General features: G+C 67.8%; 14 protein-coding genes. 3 read left to right on the top strand and 11 right to left on the bottom strand.

What is annotated here, in order from left to right; all coding sequences use genetic code 11:
• Positions 1-27: 27 nt before the first annotated feature.
• Both AC07PA_RS20500 and AC07PA_RS20495 read left to right on the top strand, forming a co-directional pair.
• Positions 28-1,770, top strand: a complete 1,743-nt coding sequence (locus AC07PA_RS20500) for a proline--tRNA ligase (RefSeq protein WP_145694506.1) — start codon at positions 28-30, stop codon at positions 1,768-1,770.
• Positions 1,767-2,435 (top strand): lytic transglycosylase domain-containing protein, encoded by a 669-nt coding sequence (locus tag AC07PA_RS20495; protein ID WP_494608701.1) that lies wholly within the window; start codon positions 1,767-1,769, stop codon positions 2,433-2,435. Before AC07PA_RS20500 ends, AC07PA_RS20495 begins: the two co-directional genes overlap by 4 nt.
• A gap of 31 nt (positions 2,436-2,466) precedes the next feature.
• Here the strand turns inward: AC07PA_RS20495 and paeA are convergent, their stop codons facing one another.
• The 6 genes from paeA to hemA form a co-directional block, all read right to left on the bottom strand.
• On the bottom strand, positions 2,467-3,798 hold the full coding sequence (paeA, locus tag AC07PA_RS20490) for a polyamine export protein PaeA (RefSeq protein ID WP_007854569.1): 1,332 nt from the start codon (positions 3,796-3,798) through the stop codon (positions 2,467-2,469).
• A gap of 91 nt (positions 3,799-3,889) precedes the next feature.
• Complete coding sequence (locus AC07PA_RS20485; protein WP_494608700.1) at positions 3,890-4,897, bottom strand: AAA family ATPase; 1,008 nt, start codon at positions 4,895-4,897, stop codon at positions 3,890-3,892.
• A gap of 183 nt (positions 4,898-5,080) precedes the next feature.
• The gene (grxD, locus tag AC07PA_RS20480; RefSeq protein WP_007854573.1) at positions 5,081-5,404 is read right to left on the bottom strand and encodes a Grx4 family monothiol glutaredoxin; all 324 of its coding nucleotides are present in this window, start codon (positions 5,402-5,404) and stop codon (positions 5,081-5,083) included.
• A gap of 52 nt (positions 5,405-5,456) precedes the next feature.
• Positions 5,457-6,311, bottom strand: a complete 855-nt coding sequence (gene prmC / locus AC07PA_RS20475; protein WP_494608699.1) for a peptide chain release factor N(5)-glutamine methyltransferase — start codon at positions 6,309-6,311, stop codon at positions 5,457-5,459.
• 23 nt (positions 6,312-6,334) lie between these two features.
• Positions 6,335-7,423 (bottom strand): peptide chain release factor 1, encoded by a 1,089-nt coding sequence (gene prfA / locus AC07PA_RS20470; protein WP_494608698.1) that lies wholly within the window; start codon positions 7,421-7,423, stop codon positions 6,335-6,337.
• A gap of 86 nt (positions 7,424-7,509) precedes the next feature.
• Positions 7,510-8,811 (bottom strand): glutamyl-tRNA reductase, encoded by a 1,302-nt coding sequence (hemA, locus tag AC07PA_RS20465; protein ID WP_007854579.1) that lies wholly within the window; start codon positions 8,809-8,811, stop codon positions 7,510-7,512.
• Positions 8,812-8,884: 73 nt separating this feature from the next.
• Here hemA and AC07PA_RS20460 point away from each other — a divergent pair, with 73 nt between their 5' ends.
• Complete coding sequence (locus AC07PA_RS20460; RefSeq protein WP_494608697.1) at positions 8,885-9,163, top strand: hypothetical protein; 279 nt, start codon at positions 8,885-8,887, stop codon at positions 9,161-9,163.
• 21 nt (positions 9,164-9,184) lie between these two features.
• Here AC07PA_RS20460 and AC07PA_RS20455 read toward each other — a convergent pair whose 3' ends face one another.
• From AC07PA_RS20455 to ugpA, 5 genes are all read right to left on the bottom strand, one after another.
• Positions 9,185-11,710: a DUF3772 domain-containing protein gene (locus AC07PA_RS20455; protein WP_494608696.1), complete on the bottom strand. Its 2,526-nt coding sequence runs from the start codon at positions 11,708-11,710 to the stop codon at positions 9,185-9,187.
• Between the two features lie 79 nt (positions 11,711-11,789).
• Positions 11,790-12,557, bottom strand: a complete 768-nt coding sequence (ugpQ, locus tag AC07PA_RS20450) for a glycerophosphodiester phosphodiesterase (RefSeq protein ID WP_494608695.1) — start codon at positions 12,555-12,557, stop codon at positions 11,790-11,792.
• A 5-nt stretch (positions 12,558-12,562) separates the two neighbouring features.
• On the bottom strand, positions 12,563-13,573 hold the full coding sequence (gene ugpC / locus AC07PA_RS20445) for a sn-glycerol-3-phosphate ABC transporter ATP-binding protein UgpC (RefSeq protein ID WP_007854588.1): 1,011 nt from the start codon (positions 13,571-13,573) through the stop codon (positions 12,563-12,565).
• Between the two features lie 76 nt (positions 13,574-13,649).
• Complete coding sequence (ugpE, locus tag AC07PA_RS20440) at positions 13,650-14,501, bottom strand: sn-glycerol-3-phosphate ABC transporter permease UgpE (RefSeq protein ID WP_494608694.1); 852 nt, start codon at positions 14,499-14,501, stop codon at positions 13,650-13,652.
• 1 nt (position 14,502) lies between these two features.
• Entirely contained in the window at positions 14,503-15,384 is an 882-nt protein-coding gene (ugpA, locus tag AC07PA_RS20435) for a sn-glycerol-3-phosphate ABC transporter permease UgpA (protein ID WP_007854594.1), read from the bottom strand.
• Positions 15,385-15,493: the final 109 nt, after the last annotated feature.

Raw genomic sequence — 15,493 nt, 5'->3', positions numbered from 1 at the left:
GCACCCAGACGCCCTCTGCCGAAGCCGATGAAAGCCTCCCAATTCTTTATTTCCACCCTCAAGGAAGCGCCTGCCGACGCCGAGGTGGTCAGCCACCAGTTGATGACGCGCGCCGGCTTGATCAAGAAGCTGGGCGCCGGCATCTACAACTACATGCCCATGGGGCTGCGCGTGGTGCGCAAGGTCGAGGCCATCGTGCGCGAGGAAATGAACCGGGCCGGTGCGGTGGAACTCACCATGCCTGTGGTGCAGCCGGCCGAGCTCTGGCAGGAAACGGGTCGCTTCGAAAAGATGGGCCCCGAGCTGCTGCGCATCCAGGATCGCCATGGCCGCGATTTCGTAATCCAGCCCACCAGCGAAGAAGTGATCACTGACATCGCTCGCCAGGAGCTGCGCAGCTACAAACAGTTGCCAAAAAACTTCTACCAGATCCAGACCAAGTTCCGTGACGAGCGCCGTCCACGCTTCGGCCTGATGCGCGGGCGCGAGTTCACCATGAAGGACGCCTACAGCTTCGACCGCGACCAGGCGGCCGCCAAGGCGAGCTACCAGGTCATGGCCCAGGCCTACCGCCGCATCTTCGACCGTTTCGGCCTGACCTACCGTGCCGTGGCCGCCGACAGTGGTGCCATCGGTGGCGACCTGAGCGAGGAGTTCCAGGTGATTGCCGCCACCGGCGAAGACGCCATCGTCTACTGCCCCGGCAGCGACTATGCCGCCAACATGGAAAAGGCCGAGGCCCTGGCGCCTGCCGGTCCGCGCGGCGCTGCTTCCCAGGCCCTGGCCAAGACCCCCACGCCTGGCAAAAGCACCTGCGCCGACGTGGCCGATCTGCTCAACGTGCCGCTGAACACCACCGTCAAATCGCTGGTGCTGGCCACCGACGAGACCAATGAAGCGGGCGAGACGGTCAAGACCCAGGTCTGGCTGCTGCTGCTGCGCGGCGACCACGAGATGAACGAGATCAAGGCCGGCAAGGTACCGGGCCTGGCCGGTTTCCGCTTCGCCACCCTGGGCGAGATCGAGGAGCACTTCGGCTGCAAGCCGGGTTACCTCGGCCCCCTGGGGCTCAAGAAGCCGGTGAAGACCGTGGTCGACCGCGATGTGGCCCTCATGGCGGACTGGATCTGCGGTGCCAACGAGGCCGATTTCCACATGACCGGCGTCAACTGGGGCCGTGACCTGCCCGAGCCCGACGCCGTGGCCGACCTGCGCAACGTCGTGGCGGGCGATGCCTCGCCCGACGGCAAGGGGGAACTGGCGATCGAGCGCGGTATCGAAGTGGGCCATGTGTTCTACCTCGGAACCAAGTACAGCCGCGCCATGAACGCCACCTTCCTCGACGAGAACGGCAAGCCCCAGCCGTTGGAGATGGGCTGCTACGGCATCGGCATCACCCGCCTGCCTGCGGCTGCCATCGAGCAGAACCATGATGAACGCGGCATCATCTGGCCCGACGCCATCGCCCCCTTCACCGTGGTCATCTGCCCCATCGGCATGGACCGCAGCGAAGAGGTCAAGGTGGCGGCCGAGAAGCTGTACGCCGAATTCCTGGCCGCCGGCGTGGACGTGCTGCTGGACGACCGGGGCGAGCGCCCCGGTGCCATGTTCGCCGACTGGGAGCTGATCGGCGTGCCCCACCGCGTGGTGATCGGCGACCGGGGCCTCAAGGAAGGCCAGGTCGAGTACCAGCACCGCCGCGACAGCGCTGCCACCAAGGTGGCGATCACCGACATCTGGGCCCATGTGAAGGGCCGCATGGCGGTATGAGCGGGGTGCACGGTTTTGGCGGTGGGGGCGGCCTGTCCCGCCGCGCATGCCTTGCCGCTTCGCTCGTGGGGCCGGCGGCATGGCTGGCTGCGCCTGCGCTAGCGCATGCGGGCGGCCAGCTCGAAGAACCGTTGATGGACTCGGTGCGTACTGCGCTGAGCTCCGCCATCGCCAACCAGGCGCCGCCAGAACCCGAATTCTTCACCACCGATACGCGCCTGCACTACACCCGCTGGCTGGCTGCGATGAGCGACCGTCTGCGCCGGCGCAAGCCCGAGTGGGAGGTGCGCCGCGACTTCCTGCAGACCGTCTGGTACGAGTCCAAGCGCGCGGGGCTCGACGTGTCCCTGGTGCTTGGCCTGATCCAGGTGGAAAGCGGTTTTCGCAAGTTCGCCGTTTCCAGCGTGGGGGCGCGTGGCTACATGCAGGTCATGCCGTTCTGGACGCGCGTGATCGGCGACGGCGATGCCGGCAAGCTGTTCCACATGCAGACCAATCTGCGCTTTGGCTGCGTGATCCTGCGCCACTACCTCGAGCGCGAGCGCGGCGACCTGTTCATGGCACTGGGCCGCTACAACGGCAGCCGGGGCCGCCCACCCTATCCGAACGCCGTCTTCGGCGCCCAGCGCAGCTGGGAATACGTCGACCGACCAGCGGCGGGCTGATACCCCACCTTTCGTCGATTTCCTCCCGTCGCTAGACGATGGTTCCAGGGGTGTTTGCGTTGTCCTGGCCTCCCGCCTGCGACAGGCGCGAGACCATCACCTGGTCGATGCGGTAGCTGTCCACGTCGAGCACCTCGAACTTGTAGCCGCCCCAGCTCACGCTGTCCGTGCGCCGCGGCACGCGGCGCAGCATCACCATCAGGAAGCCGGCCAGCGTCTCGTACTCCTCGGCATGGGGCAGCTCGTCGAGCGACAGGGCGCGCAGCACGTCGCCGATGGGCGTCACGCCATCGATGAGCCACGAATTCTCGTCGCGCCGCACGATCTGCTCCTCGTCCAGCGGCGATACCAGGTCGCCCATCACCGTGCTCATCACATCGTTGAGGGTCACCACGCCCACCACCAGGCTGTACTCGTTGACGATGACCGCGAAGTCCTCGTGCACCTGGCGGAACTGTTCGAGCACCTCGGACAGCGTGAGCCGGTCGGGCACGATCAGCACCTTGCGCACCAGGCTGTCGTCGGCCAGTGAGATCGGCTGGTTGTTGAGCACGCGCTGGAACAGGTCCTTGGCGTCCACATAGCCCACCACGTGGTCGATGTCGCCCTCGCACACCGGGTAGGTCGAGAACGGCTCGGCCGCGATGCGCAGGCGTATCACCGAGTCGGGCTCGTCGCGCAGGAAGAAGGACACCCGGTCGCGCTGCGACATGGCGCTCGACACGGTGCGCGTGTCGAGCTCGAACACATTCGTGATCACCTGCTGCTCGCGCGCTGCCAGCACGCCCGCACGGGTGCCGGCCTCCATCATGGCCAGGATGTCGTCCGAGGTGATGCGGTCGTCGCGCAGCGACGACAGCCCGAGCACGCGGAACAGCGCGTCCGCCCCGCGGCTGTAGAACCAGACCACCGGGCGCAGCAGGGTCATGCACCAGGCCATGGGCTTGGCCAGGCGCACCACCAGCCGCTCGGGCTCGGCCATGCCCAGGCGCTTGGGGAACAGGTCGGCGAACAGGATGAACAGCGAGGTGATGACCAGGAACGAGGCCAGGAAGCCCGCCGTCTGCGCATGGCCCTCGCTCAGCCACCAGCCGAACAGCGCGCTGAAGTGTGGGCTCAGCGCCCCTTCGCCGACGATACCGCCGAGGATGGCCACGGCGTTTTGCCCCACCTGTACCACCGTGAAATAGTCGCCCGGCTGCTCCTGCATGCGCAGCACACGGTCGGCCCGCGCATCGCCCTCGTCGGCCATCTGCCGCAAGCGCAGGCGGCGCGCGGCTGCCAGCGAAATCTCGGCCATGGAGAAGAAGGCGCTGGCTGCGATCAGCAGCCCGATCACGAAAAAACTTTGGGTAAGGCTCATGGAAGGCGACAGAGCGTGGCGCTGCGGCACACCGGGCTACAGAGTGTATCTGCCCGCCCGGTGCACCACGGCAGCCGTTGCCGGCGTCCGCCTATTGCACGAAGCCGATGCGCCCGCGCCCGGCGGCGGCCCGGGGCAGGTCGGCCACCTCCACTGTGGAGCGCCGCTCCAGCCGCGCGTTGCCGAAGCCGGTCATCAGCGCCCGGCGCATCTCGCGCGGCGGCATCGTGGCCAGCAGGTCCAGCACGTCACCCTGGGGCTCGGGGTCGATCAGGCGGCCCCAGTCGTGCCCGGCGCGGATGCCTTGGTACAGGTTGCGCGCGATGGTGCGTGCCTGCGCCAGCGTGGGCGCCTCCACCTCGAACACGTTCATGCGGTTCAGGATGGGGTCGGGAATGCCCCGCGTGTCGTTGGCCGTGGTGATCCAGATGACCTGGCTCGCGTCGATGGCCACCTCGGCGAACTCGTCGGTGAAGTTTTGCGCCGTATCGTGCTCGAGCAGGCTGTACAGCGCGCCCAGCGGGTCGTACTGCGCGTCGGCGGCGGCCTTGTCGATCTCGTCGACCACGATCACCGGGTTGGCGTACTCGCCCTCCACCAGGGCCTCGAAGACCTTGCCCGGGCGCGCCCCCTTCCACTGGGCGGACGAGCCGGACAGCAGCCAGCCTGCGGTCATGGAACTCATGGGCAAGAGGTTCATGCCCGTGCCCAGCAGCTCGGCCAGGTGGCGCGCAAAGTGCGTCTTGCCGATGCCCGGCGGGCCCAGCAGCAGCATGGGCGTGACCTCCAGGCCGTCGCGGCTGTCCTGGGCCAGCGCCACGTGCCGCTTCACGTCGTCCAGCACGTCCGTGAAATTGGGCAATTGATCGTAGAGGCTGGCCATGTCGGGCACGCCCGAGGGCTTGACCTGGAAGCGCTCCGGCCCGCGCTCCAGCATGCGTTCGTACACGGTGCGCAGGGTTTCGTATTCGCGCTGGTTGCCCGACTCCTGCAGCCGCGCGAGCTTGCGCTCAACGTCACCGGGGTGGAACACATTGCGCATCTGGGCCACCGGCAGGCGCAGGGCGGGTGGTTGGGGAACAAGGCTATGGCCGGTCATCGCATGCTCCTTGTGAGTTGCAAAAGCGTCACATCACACAAGCATTCAAGCACACAACATGCCTGGCGTATTGGGGGATAAGCCCTGACAACCGGTTTTGCCCCGTTGTTACCTTCGTGTGTTGCCGCCATGCAAAAGGCCGCCCGAAGGCGGCCTCACCGAAGGTGGCGGTAGCAGGCGGAATTACTCGCCGGTGCCCAGCACCTGCTTGAGCTCGCCCGACTCGTACATCTCCATCATGATGTCCGAACCGCCGATGAACTCGCCCTTCACGTACAGCTGGGGGATGGTGGGCCACTGGCTGTATTCCTTGATGCCCTGGCGGATTTCGTCGTCCTCGAGCACGTTCACCGTGACCACGGTCTTGGGGTCCACGCCGCTGGCCTTGAGGATCTGGATCGCACGGCCCGAAAACCCGCACATGGGAAAGCTGGCGTTGCCCTTCATGAACAGCAGGATGTCGCTGGATTTCACGAGGGCGTCGATGCGTTGTTGGGTGTCGCTCATGGGAATACTCCTTGAAAGGGCTGGCAGGCCTCGCAGGCCTGCAATAACGCGATTATTTCACTGTCGGCCACTGTCCGCCTGAGCAGCGTGCGATGCCGGCCAGATCCATGCGGCTTTGCACCTCTGCGAAGCCCTGCTCGCGCAGCAGTGCACACACGGCATCCGCCTGGTCGTGGCCGTGTTCCAGCAACAGCCAACCCCCCGGCAGAAGGTGATCGGGGGATTGCACCACGATGGTGCGTATGTCGTCCAGCCCATCGGTGCCGCTGGCCAGGGCCGAGAGGGGTTCGTGGGTCAGCGCGGCCAGGTGCGGGTCGGCCGCGGCAATGTAGGGCGGGTTGGAGACGATGGCGTCGAACAGGCCCTCCACCCCCTGCAGCCAATCGGCGTGCGCGAATTGCACCGGCAGCGCCAGCCGCTGGGCGTTGGCCTGGGCCACGGCCAGCGCGTCGGTGCTGGCATCCACGGCCAGCACGCGGGCCGCCGGGCGCTGGTGCTGCAGTGCCAGGGCAATGGCGCCGCTGCCCGTGCCCAGGTCTGCGATGCGCGGGGCGGGCAGGGGGGCGATCAGTTCCAGAGTCCAGTCCACCAGGGTCTCGGTATCGGGGCGCGGGTCCAGCACGCGGGCGTCGACCGAGAGGGCCAGGCCGTAGAACTCCTTGCTGCCCGTGAGGTAGGCCACGGGCTCGCCGGTAGCTCGGCGCAGGCACAGGGCCTGGTAGCGCCGAGAGGCATCGGATGCCAGCGCGTCCGTGTCGTGCGCCAGCAGCCAGGCGCGGTCGGTGGCGGCGCGGCCCAGCACGTGCAGCAGCAGCAGTTGCGCGTCGATGCGCGCCAGGCCCAGGGTGCGGGCCAGGCCCAGGGCGTCGGCCACGGTGGCGGGCGGGTTGGGGGTGGTGTCGTCCATGGCGGGTCTGGGTGGGGGCTGGCTCAGCCGGCCGCTCCCATTTCCAGCTCTTCGAGCTGCTCGGCCTCGCGCGCATGGGCCATGGCCTGCAGCACGTCGGCCAGGTCGCCTTCCATCACCAGAAGCAGCTTGTACAGCGTGAGGTTGATGCGGTGGTCCGTGAGCCGGCCCTGCGGGAAGTTGTAGGTGCGGATGCGGTCGCTGCGGTCGCCGCTGCCGATCAGGCCCTTGCGCAGTGCGGCCTCCTTGGCTGCGCGCTCGCTGCGCTCCTTCTCCTGGATGCGTGCCTGCAGCACCTGCAGGGCCTTGGCCTTGTTGCTGTGCTGGCTGCGGCCGTCCTGGCACTCGGCCACGATGCCGGTGGGCAAGTGCACCACGCGCACGGCCGAGTCGGTCTTGTTGATGTGCTGGCCGCCGGCGCCGCTGGCGCGGAAGGTGTCGATGCGCAGGTCCGCCGGATTGAGCTTGATGGCCTCGGTCTCGTCGGGCTCGGGCATCACGGCCACCGTGCAGGCGCTGGTGTGGATGCGGCCCTGCGTCTCGGTGGCCGGCACGCGCTGGACGCGGTGCCCGCCCGATTCGAACTTGAGCGTGCCATACACGTTGTCACCCTCGATGCGCAGCACGATTTCCTTGTAGCCCCCGAGCTCGGCCGCGTTCTCGCTCACCACCTCGACCTTCCAGCCCACGTTGGCGGCGTAGCGTGAATACATGCGCGTGAGGTCGCCCGCGAACAGGGCCGACTCGTCGCCGCCCGTGCCCGCACGGATTTCCATGAAGGCATTGCGCGTGTCGTCCGGGTCCCTGGGCAACAGCAGGCGCTGCAGCTCGTCTTCCAGCTGCAGCAGTTCGGCCTCGGCGCTGGCGACTTCCTCCTGCGCCATCTCGGCCATGTCGGGGTCGGCCAGCATCTCGCGCGCGCCGGCCAGGTCGGCCTCGCGCTGTACATAACGCGCATAGCGGCCCCCCACCTGGGTCACCTCGGCGTGCTCGCGCGAGAGCAGGCGGTACTGGGCCATGTCGCCCATGATGTCCTCGCGCGAGAGCAGGAAATCGAGCTCGCCCAAGCGCTGGGCATAGCGCTCCAGCTGGTTTCTGAGAAAAGTCTTCATGCGGTGAAAATCGGGGGAGGGGCTACGCGTTCGTAGCGGGCGCTGTCCTGTGGCGGGCAGCGGGCCTGGTGGAGCAGCGGGCGCCGCTACAGGCCGCTGTTCTTGCTTTGCGAGCGCAGGAACAGGCGCGAGACGGTCTGGGCCGTCTGGGCGCGCATCTCGGCATCGCCCGCATGCAGCTCGGCCATGGTGCCGTGCAGCATCTTCTGCGTGATGCCGCGCGACAGGGCCTCCAGGACGGCATCCACATCTTCGCCACGGGCCAGCAGCTTCTTGGCGCGCGCGATCTCGGCGGTGCGCCAGCTGTCGGTCTGGGCATTGAGCTGCTGGATCAAGGGCACCACGCCACCTTCGGGGTGGCGCTGGTCCATCCAGTGCATGAAGCTCTGCACGCCGGCGTCGATGATGGCCTCGGCCTGCGCCACGGCGGCCTGGCGGTTGGCCTGGGCGGTCTGCACCACGCTGGCCAGGTCGTCCACGGTGTACAGGTAGACGTCGCCCAGGGCCTTGACCTCGGGCTCGATGTCGCGCGGCACGGCCAGGTCGACCATGAACATGGGGCGGTGGCGGCGCTTCTTGAGCGCGCGCTCCACGGCACCCAGGCCGATGATGGGCAGGCTGCTGGCGGTGCAACTGATCACGGCGTCGAACTCGTGCAGCCGCTCAGGCAGGTCGGCCAGGCGCATGACCTCGCCGCCAAAACGCGTGGCAAGTTTTTCGCCACGTTCCAGCGTGCGGTTGGCAATCGCGATCTGCTTGGGGTTCCTGGCCGCGAAGTGTGTGGCGCACAGCTCGATCATCTCGCCCGCGCCCACGAAGAGCACGCGGATCTTGCCCAGGTCTTCGAACAGCTGGCCCGCCAGGCGCACGGCGGCGGCCGCCATGCTGATGCTGTGCGCACCGATCTCGGTGGAGGTGCGCACCTCCTTGGCCACGGCAAAGCTGCGCTGGAACAGCTGGTTCAAGGTGGTGCCCAGGGCGCCGGCGGTTTCGGCGGCGCGCACGGCGTCCTTCATCTGGCCCAGGATCTGGGCTTCGCCCAGCACCATCGAGTCGAGCCCGCTGGCCACGCGGAAGGCATGGCGCGCCACCAGGCTGTCTTCGAGCGAATAGGAATGCGAGCGCAGCAGCGCCGGGCTCACGCCGCCGCTTTGCGCCAGCCAGCCCAGGGTGTGGTCGATGGCCGCCTGCTCGCCCGCGCAGTAGATCTCGGTGCGGTTGCAGGTGGAAATGATGGCGGTTTCCACCCCGGGGTGGCGGCTTACCTGGCCCAGCGACTGGCGCAGGCCGTGCAGCGTGGGGGCAATCTGGTCGAGCGCGAACGCGAACCGGCCGCGCAGATCGAGCGGCGCGGTGGTGTGGTTGATGCCGAGGGCCCAGACTGCCATAGACGCCGATTATAAAATTGTTGGAACATCCCGGTGCACCTGCCTGGGAAAGCCTTGATTTGGGTCAATTGCCATGGGTCCTTTGGACACGCTGAACCACCTGTTGAATTTCCTCGCGCCCGCCGTCGCCATGGCCGTGCTGATGGCGCTGGGAGCCCGCCTGTTGGGCTGGAAATCCACCGCATTCCGCGCCACATGGGCGCAGGTCGCTATCCAATTCGCAGTGGGCAGCGCGGTGCTGCTGGGCGGGCTGGTGCTGCAGGGCCGCGACGGCAAGATGGCCACCTATGCCGCGCTGGTGCTGGCCTGCGCCACCTGCCAGTGGGCCATGGGCAAGAGCTGGAAGGGCTGAACGCCCCTTCGCGCAGACCGGTCAGGCCGGCGCTGCTGGCGTGACCGGTGCCAGCGGCGTATCCCCACCCTGGGCCCGCGTGCCGTGCGTGACGGCCGTCGTGGCCGGCGGTGACAGTGCCAGGCCTGCGTCGCGCAGGCTGTCCAGGATGGAGAACAGCAGGTCGCTGCGCACCCCGCCCGCATTGCGCGGGTTGCTCACGTAGCCGATGGCCAGGAAAGTCAGCGTACCGTTCAGGATGCCTTCGAGTTGCACGACGGGCTCGGGGTCGGCCATGATGCCCTCGTGGGCCGCGAAGGCCGCCAGGATCACCTCGCGCATGCGCTGGGCGTCGGTATCGAGCGGCGCCGGCAGGCGCAGCAGCACGCGGCCGGGGGCACCGGTCAGCGTCATGTTGCGCACGGTCTTGGTGATGAACTCGGAGTTGGGCACGATCACGGTGGAGCGGTCCCCGAGCTGGATCTCGGTGGCGCGCACGTTCACCCGGCGCACATCGCCCTCGGTCTCGCCCAGCACCACCCAGTCGCCCACGCGCACAGGCCGCTCGGCCAGCAGGATCAGGCCCGAGATGAAGTTCTGCACGATGGCCTGCAGCCCGAAGCCGATGCCCACCGACAGTGCGCTGGCCACCCAGGCGATGCGCTCCACGCTGATACCCAGGCCCGCCAGCGCGATGGCGATCACCGCCACGCCGCCCACATAGCCCAGCAGGGTGACGATGGAGCTGCGCATGCCCGGTTCCAGCGAGGTGTTCGGAAAGAACTGGTCGCTGAGCCAGCGCTTCAAGATGCGGATCATCACGAAGCCGGCGCAGGCGATCGCCAGCGCCGTCAGCAGCGCCTGCGGTGCCAGCGTCACACTGCCCACCTGCAGGGTCTGGTTCACGCTGCCGCCGCGGCGGAACACTTCGTCGGGCGCCGTGCCCAGCGGCGCCAGCAGGGCGATCGCCATGTAGAACAGCAGCACCACGCGCAGGGCTCCCGAGGCCACCACGGCGCTTTGGTCCAGGAGCTTGCCATCCACGCCCAGGCCCTTGTGCAGGCGCTGACCGAAGCCGCCGCGCGAGGACAGCACGGCCTGCGCCACGTCCTCCACCAGTTCGAACAACAGGTAGGTGGTGGCGAAGACCACGCCGGTCCAGACCATCTGGCCCGCCAGCATGTGCGCCAGGGCCACGAAGCCCAGCACCAGCAGCACCAGGATGGCGAAGGCCGTGGCCGCTGCGCCCGCCACCAGCAAGCCCATCCAGATGGGGCGCGGGGCCGGTGCCTCCGGTGCCGGTTCGCTGGCGCTGCCTTGCTGCGCATCCTGGCCCACATTGGCGGGCTGCGCGGCGGCGGGTGCGGGCGCGCGCAGGTGGCGCAGCGCGCACAGGATGACCAGCGCCATCAGCAGGGCCGATACGGCGTGCGCCGACACCTCGGCCGAGAGGCTGGCGCCCACCACGCGGTTGACCTCGATGACCAGCCCTCCGAGCACGGTCGCCAGCGCCAGCCACCAGGGGTAGGGGGCGAGGCGCGTGGCCAGCTCATCCGAGAGGGCGGTGAGGCGCCAGGAGCTGCGCTTGCGGGAGATGAGGGCGTGGCCGAGCGCGATCATGAACGCGGCGAACACCACCAGCTGCAGGGTGGCGCGCTCGAAGGCCTGCAGCCGCGGGCTCGGCACCGCTTCCACCGTGAGCCCGCCCCAGGCCAGCTGGACGGCCAGGGCCAGCAGCATGGTGTGCACCAGCACCGATGCGAACGCCAGCAGCGAGCGGCGCAGCCGCCCAGGCGGCAGCCGCGCCGGCGCCAGGCGCAGCAGCAGTCGCTCTGCCAGCCAGGGGCCGGCGATGGCCACGAACAAGGCCATGGCCAGGCTGACCACGAAGCCCGTGCGGTGTGCGGGCTCCCAGGCCCTGGCTACCGACTGCTGCAGCTCGGCGGCCAGTGACTGCAGGCGCGCCAGGTCGCCGGGGAAGGCGCTGCGCACATTGCGCCAGAAGGTGCCGGTCAGGGGCGAGTCGATGCGCGTCGTGAGCGCGGTCTGGAACTGCTCGCGGCGCTGGCGGATGATGTCGGCGCTGCGCTGCTCGGCGTCCACCGCGATCAGGCGCGCGAGCTTGAGCTCGGCGTCGATGCTGCTGCGCTCCTTGGCCAGCGCGCTGCGCTGCTGTGCGACATCGGGTGCCTCTGCTGCTGCTGCCCCCTTGTCCGGTGCCGGGCCCAGGCCGGAAAGCCGGGTATCGACGTCGGCCAGCGCTTCGGCGCGGTGTGCTGCCACCTGCGTGGCCGCCGTGCCGATGGCCGAGATGTCGCTGAGCCATTGGCGGTAGTCGTCGTCTTCGCCGATCTTGGCGGGGATGGCCTCGAAGCGTTCGCGCAGCGTGTCCACGCTGGGCAGCTCTGGCTTTTCACTGGAGGAACTGCTGCTGGCGGCAGCCGCGGGAGGGGCCGGAGTGCGACCCTGGGCGTGTGCGGGGGCCGTCTGCAGCCCGGCCAGCGCCGCCACGAAGGCCAGAAAGGCTGTGCCGGCGGCCAGGCGGGCACGGATGCGATGCAATGTCATGCCCGCATTGTGCTGCGCCCACCGCAGCCCCTGTGAGAGAGTGTTCCAGCCTGCTGCAGCGGGCTGCCTGGCCGGCGGGTCAGCTTGCCGGGCTGAACAGGTCGACCCGGTCGGTGATGATGCCGTCCGTGCCCAGCGCGATCAGGCGCTGCACGGCCCAGGGATCGTTCACGGTGTAGCTCAGCGCCCGCATGCCCTGGCCATGCACGGTGGCCACCAGCGCGGCATCCCACAGCGCATGGTTGCAGACGATGGCCACGCAGCCCAGGCCATGGGCTTCGTCGACGAAACCCTGGCGGTGCACGTCGACCAGCAGCGCACGCGGCAGTTGTGGCGCAGTAGCGCGCGCGCCCGCCAGCGCAACGGGCTGGAAGGACGACAGCAGTGGTGGCACGGCCTGGCCCTGCCACAGGCGAGCGGCGGTCTCGGCCACCACGCGGCCGGTGGCGTCCTCCTGCCCGGGCGTGGGTTTGATCTCGATGTTCAGGAAGTAGGCGTTGGCGATGCAGTAGCGCGCCAGGGCCTCCAGTGTGGGCAGGGGTTCGCCGGCATGCGCGCGCGAATGCCAGCCGCCCGCGTCGAGCTGCGACAGGGCGCTCCAGTCCAGGTCGCCGCCGGTGCCCCGGCCATTGGTGGTGCGCTGCAGCGTGGCGTCGTGCATCAGGAAGGGCACGCCGTCGCGGCTGAGCTTGGCATCGCATTCGAACATGCGGTAGCCGTGCTGGGCCCCGAGGCGAAACGCCGCCAGCGTGTTCTCGGGTGCCAGCTTGCCTGCGCCGCGGTGCGCGATCCAGCGCGGGTAGGGCCAGACCGCGGCCGGGTCGGCCTGGGTGTGCTCGTCGCTCATGCGGTTCAACCGGGAATGCGCTTGCCGGTGGTGGCGTCGAAGGCGTGCAGGCGGTCTGCCCGCGGCACCACGTGGATGATCGAATCGGGCGCCGGCGAGTGCGTGCCTTCTTCCACGCGCACGATGAGCTGCTCGCCATGCACGCGGCCGTAGATCAGGCGCTCGGCGCCCAGCAGCTCCACGGTTTCCACCTTGACTTCCCAACCCTCGCTGCGCACGTCCAGGTGCTCGGGGCGGATGCCCAGGATGGTGCCGGGCTTGCCGCTCGGCGCGTTCTTGAGCAGGTTCATGGGCGGCGAGCCGATGAAGCTGGCCACGAAGGTCGAGGCAGGCGTGTGGTAGACCTCCTCGGGCGTGCCGAACTGCTCCATGTTGCCGGCGTTCATCACGATCATGCGCTCGGCCAGGGTCATGGCCTCGACCTGGTCGTGGGTCACGAACAGGCTGGTGATGCCCAGCTCGCGGTGCAGCTTCTGGATCTCCAGGCGGGTCTGGGCGCGCAGCTTGGCGTCCAGGTTGGACAGCGGCTCGTCGAACAGGAACACCTGCGGCTGGCGCACGATGGCACGGCCCATGGCCACGCGCTGGCGCTGGCCGCCCGAGAGCTCGCGCGGCTTGCGTTCGAGCAGGTGGCCGAGCTCCAGGATCTTGGCGGCCTTGTCCACGCGCGCCTTGATCTCGTCCTTGGGCACCTTGGCGATCTTCAGGCCATAGGCCATGTTCTCGAAGTTCGTCATGTGCGGGTAGAGCGCGTAGTTCTGGAACACCATGGCGATGTCGCGCTGGGCTGGTTCCAGGTCGTTCACGACGCGGTCGCCGATGCGCAGCTCACCGCCGGAGATTTCTTCGAGGCCCGCCACCATGCGCAGCAGGGTGGATTTGCCGCAGCCCGAGGGGCCGACGATGACGACGAACTCGCCGTCCTTGACCTCGGCGTTCACGCCATGGATGACCTGGTTGGCCTTGGGACCGGTGCCGTAGCGCTTGACGATATTGCGAAGGGAGATGGATGCCATAACAACTTTGGGATCTGGGTTGTGTCTGGGCGGCACGGGGGGGGCCGCCACGGTCATTGGGTTGCGGGTGGTCGCCTTACTTTTCGGTATCGACCAGGCCCTTGACGAACCAGCGCTGCATGAACACCACCACCAGCGCGGGCGGCAGCATGGCCAGCAGGGCCGTGGCCATCACGATGTTCCATTCGTTGCCGGTGTCGCCGCCGGCGATCATGCGCTTGATGCCGATCACCACGGGGTACATGTCTTCCGAGGTGGTCACCAGCAGCGGCCACAGGTACTGGTTCCAGCCGTAGATGAACTGGATCACGAACAGCGCGGCGATCGAGGTGCGCGACAGCGGCACCAGGATGTCCTTGAAGAAGCGCATGGGGCCGGCGCCGTCCACACGGGCGGCCTCCACCAGCTCGTCGGGCACCGTGAGGAAGAACTGGCGGAACAGGAAGGTCGCGGTAGCCGAAGCGATCAGCGGCACCGTCAGGCCCGCATAGCTGTTGAGCATGCCCAGGTTGGAGACCACCTGGTAGGTGGGCCCGATGCGCACTTCCACCGGCAGCATCAGCGTGATGAAGATCAGCCAGAAGCAGATGCCCTTGAAGGGGAAGCGGAAGTACACGATGGCGAAGGCCGAGAGCAGCGAGATCGCGATCTTGCCCACGGTGATCACGATGGCGGTGATGAAGCTCACCCACATCATGCGCGCCACGGGTGCGGTGGAACCCGCGCCCGAGCCGCCGCCGAACAGGGTGTCGTGGTAGGTCTGCCAGAAGTTGCTGCCGGGCAGCAGGGGCATGGGCGCCTGCACGATGTCCTGGGCGGTGTGCGTGGAGGCCACGAATGCCAGGTACAGCGGGAAGCCGACGATGATCACCCCCAGCACCATGATCAGGTGCGAGAAGAGTTTCAGGTAAGGACTGCGTTCAACCATCTCAATACTGCACTTTCTTTTCCACGTAGCGGAACTGGATCACCGTCAGGGTCACCACGATGAACATCAGCACCACCGACTGCGCGGCCGAGCCACCCATGTCCATGGCCTTGAAGCCGTCGTAGTAGACCTTGTAGACCAGGATCGAGGTGTCGCGTCCCGGGCCGCCCTGCGTGGTCGAGTCCACGATGGCGAAGGTGTCGAAGAACGCATACACCACGTTGATCACCAGGAGGAAGAACGTGGTGGGCGAGAGCAGCGGGAACTGGATGCTCCAGAACCGGCGCCAGGGGCCGGCGCCGTCGATGGCGGCGGCTTCGATCAGCGACTTGGGGATGGACTGCAGGCCCGCCAGGAAGAACAGGAAGTTGTAGGAAATCTGCTTCCACACCGCCGCCACCACGATCAGCGCCATGGCGTGGTCGGAGTTGAGCATGTGGTTCCAGTTGAAGCCCGACTGGCGCAGCATGTACGTCACCACGCCGAGCGAGGGCGAGAACATGAACATCCACAGCACGCCGGCCACGGCCGGGGCCACGGCATAGGGCAGCAGCAACGCGGTCTTGTACGCCAGGGCGCCCTTGACGATGCGGTCCGCAAAGATGGCCAGGATCAGGGACAGGCTGATGCCGCTGACCGCCACCAGGATGGAGAAAAACGCCGTGGTCTTGAAGGAGGCCAGGTAGCCGGCGTCCTGGAACAGGGCCTTGAAATTGTCGAAGCCCACCCACTCGTTGGAGAAGCCGAAGGTGTCCTGCACCTGGAACGACTGCACCAGGGCCTGGCCGGCCGGCCAGAAGAAGAAGACGCTGATGATGACCAGTTGGGGTGCCAGAAGCACCCACGGCAGCCATGCTGAGCGGAAGAGAACGCGTTTTTCCATGTCCAGACTCTCAAAAAGACAACCCGCCACCCAGCAAACCGGGTCGGTTTGCGAGGGAGGCGGGCTTTCGGCAGCGCCCTGGCCGGTGTGCCGGGGCTGCTGCCATGAG

The organism is Acidovorax sp. GW821-FHT09B03, assembly GCF_059418305.1.
This window is presented reverse-complemented; position numbering and strand designations above follow the sequence as displayed.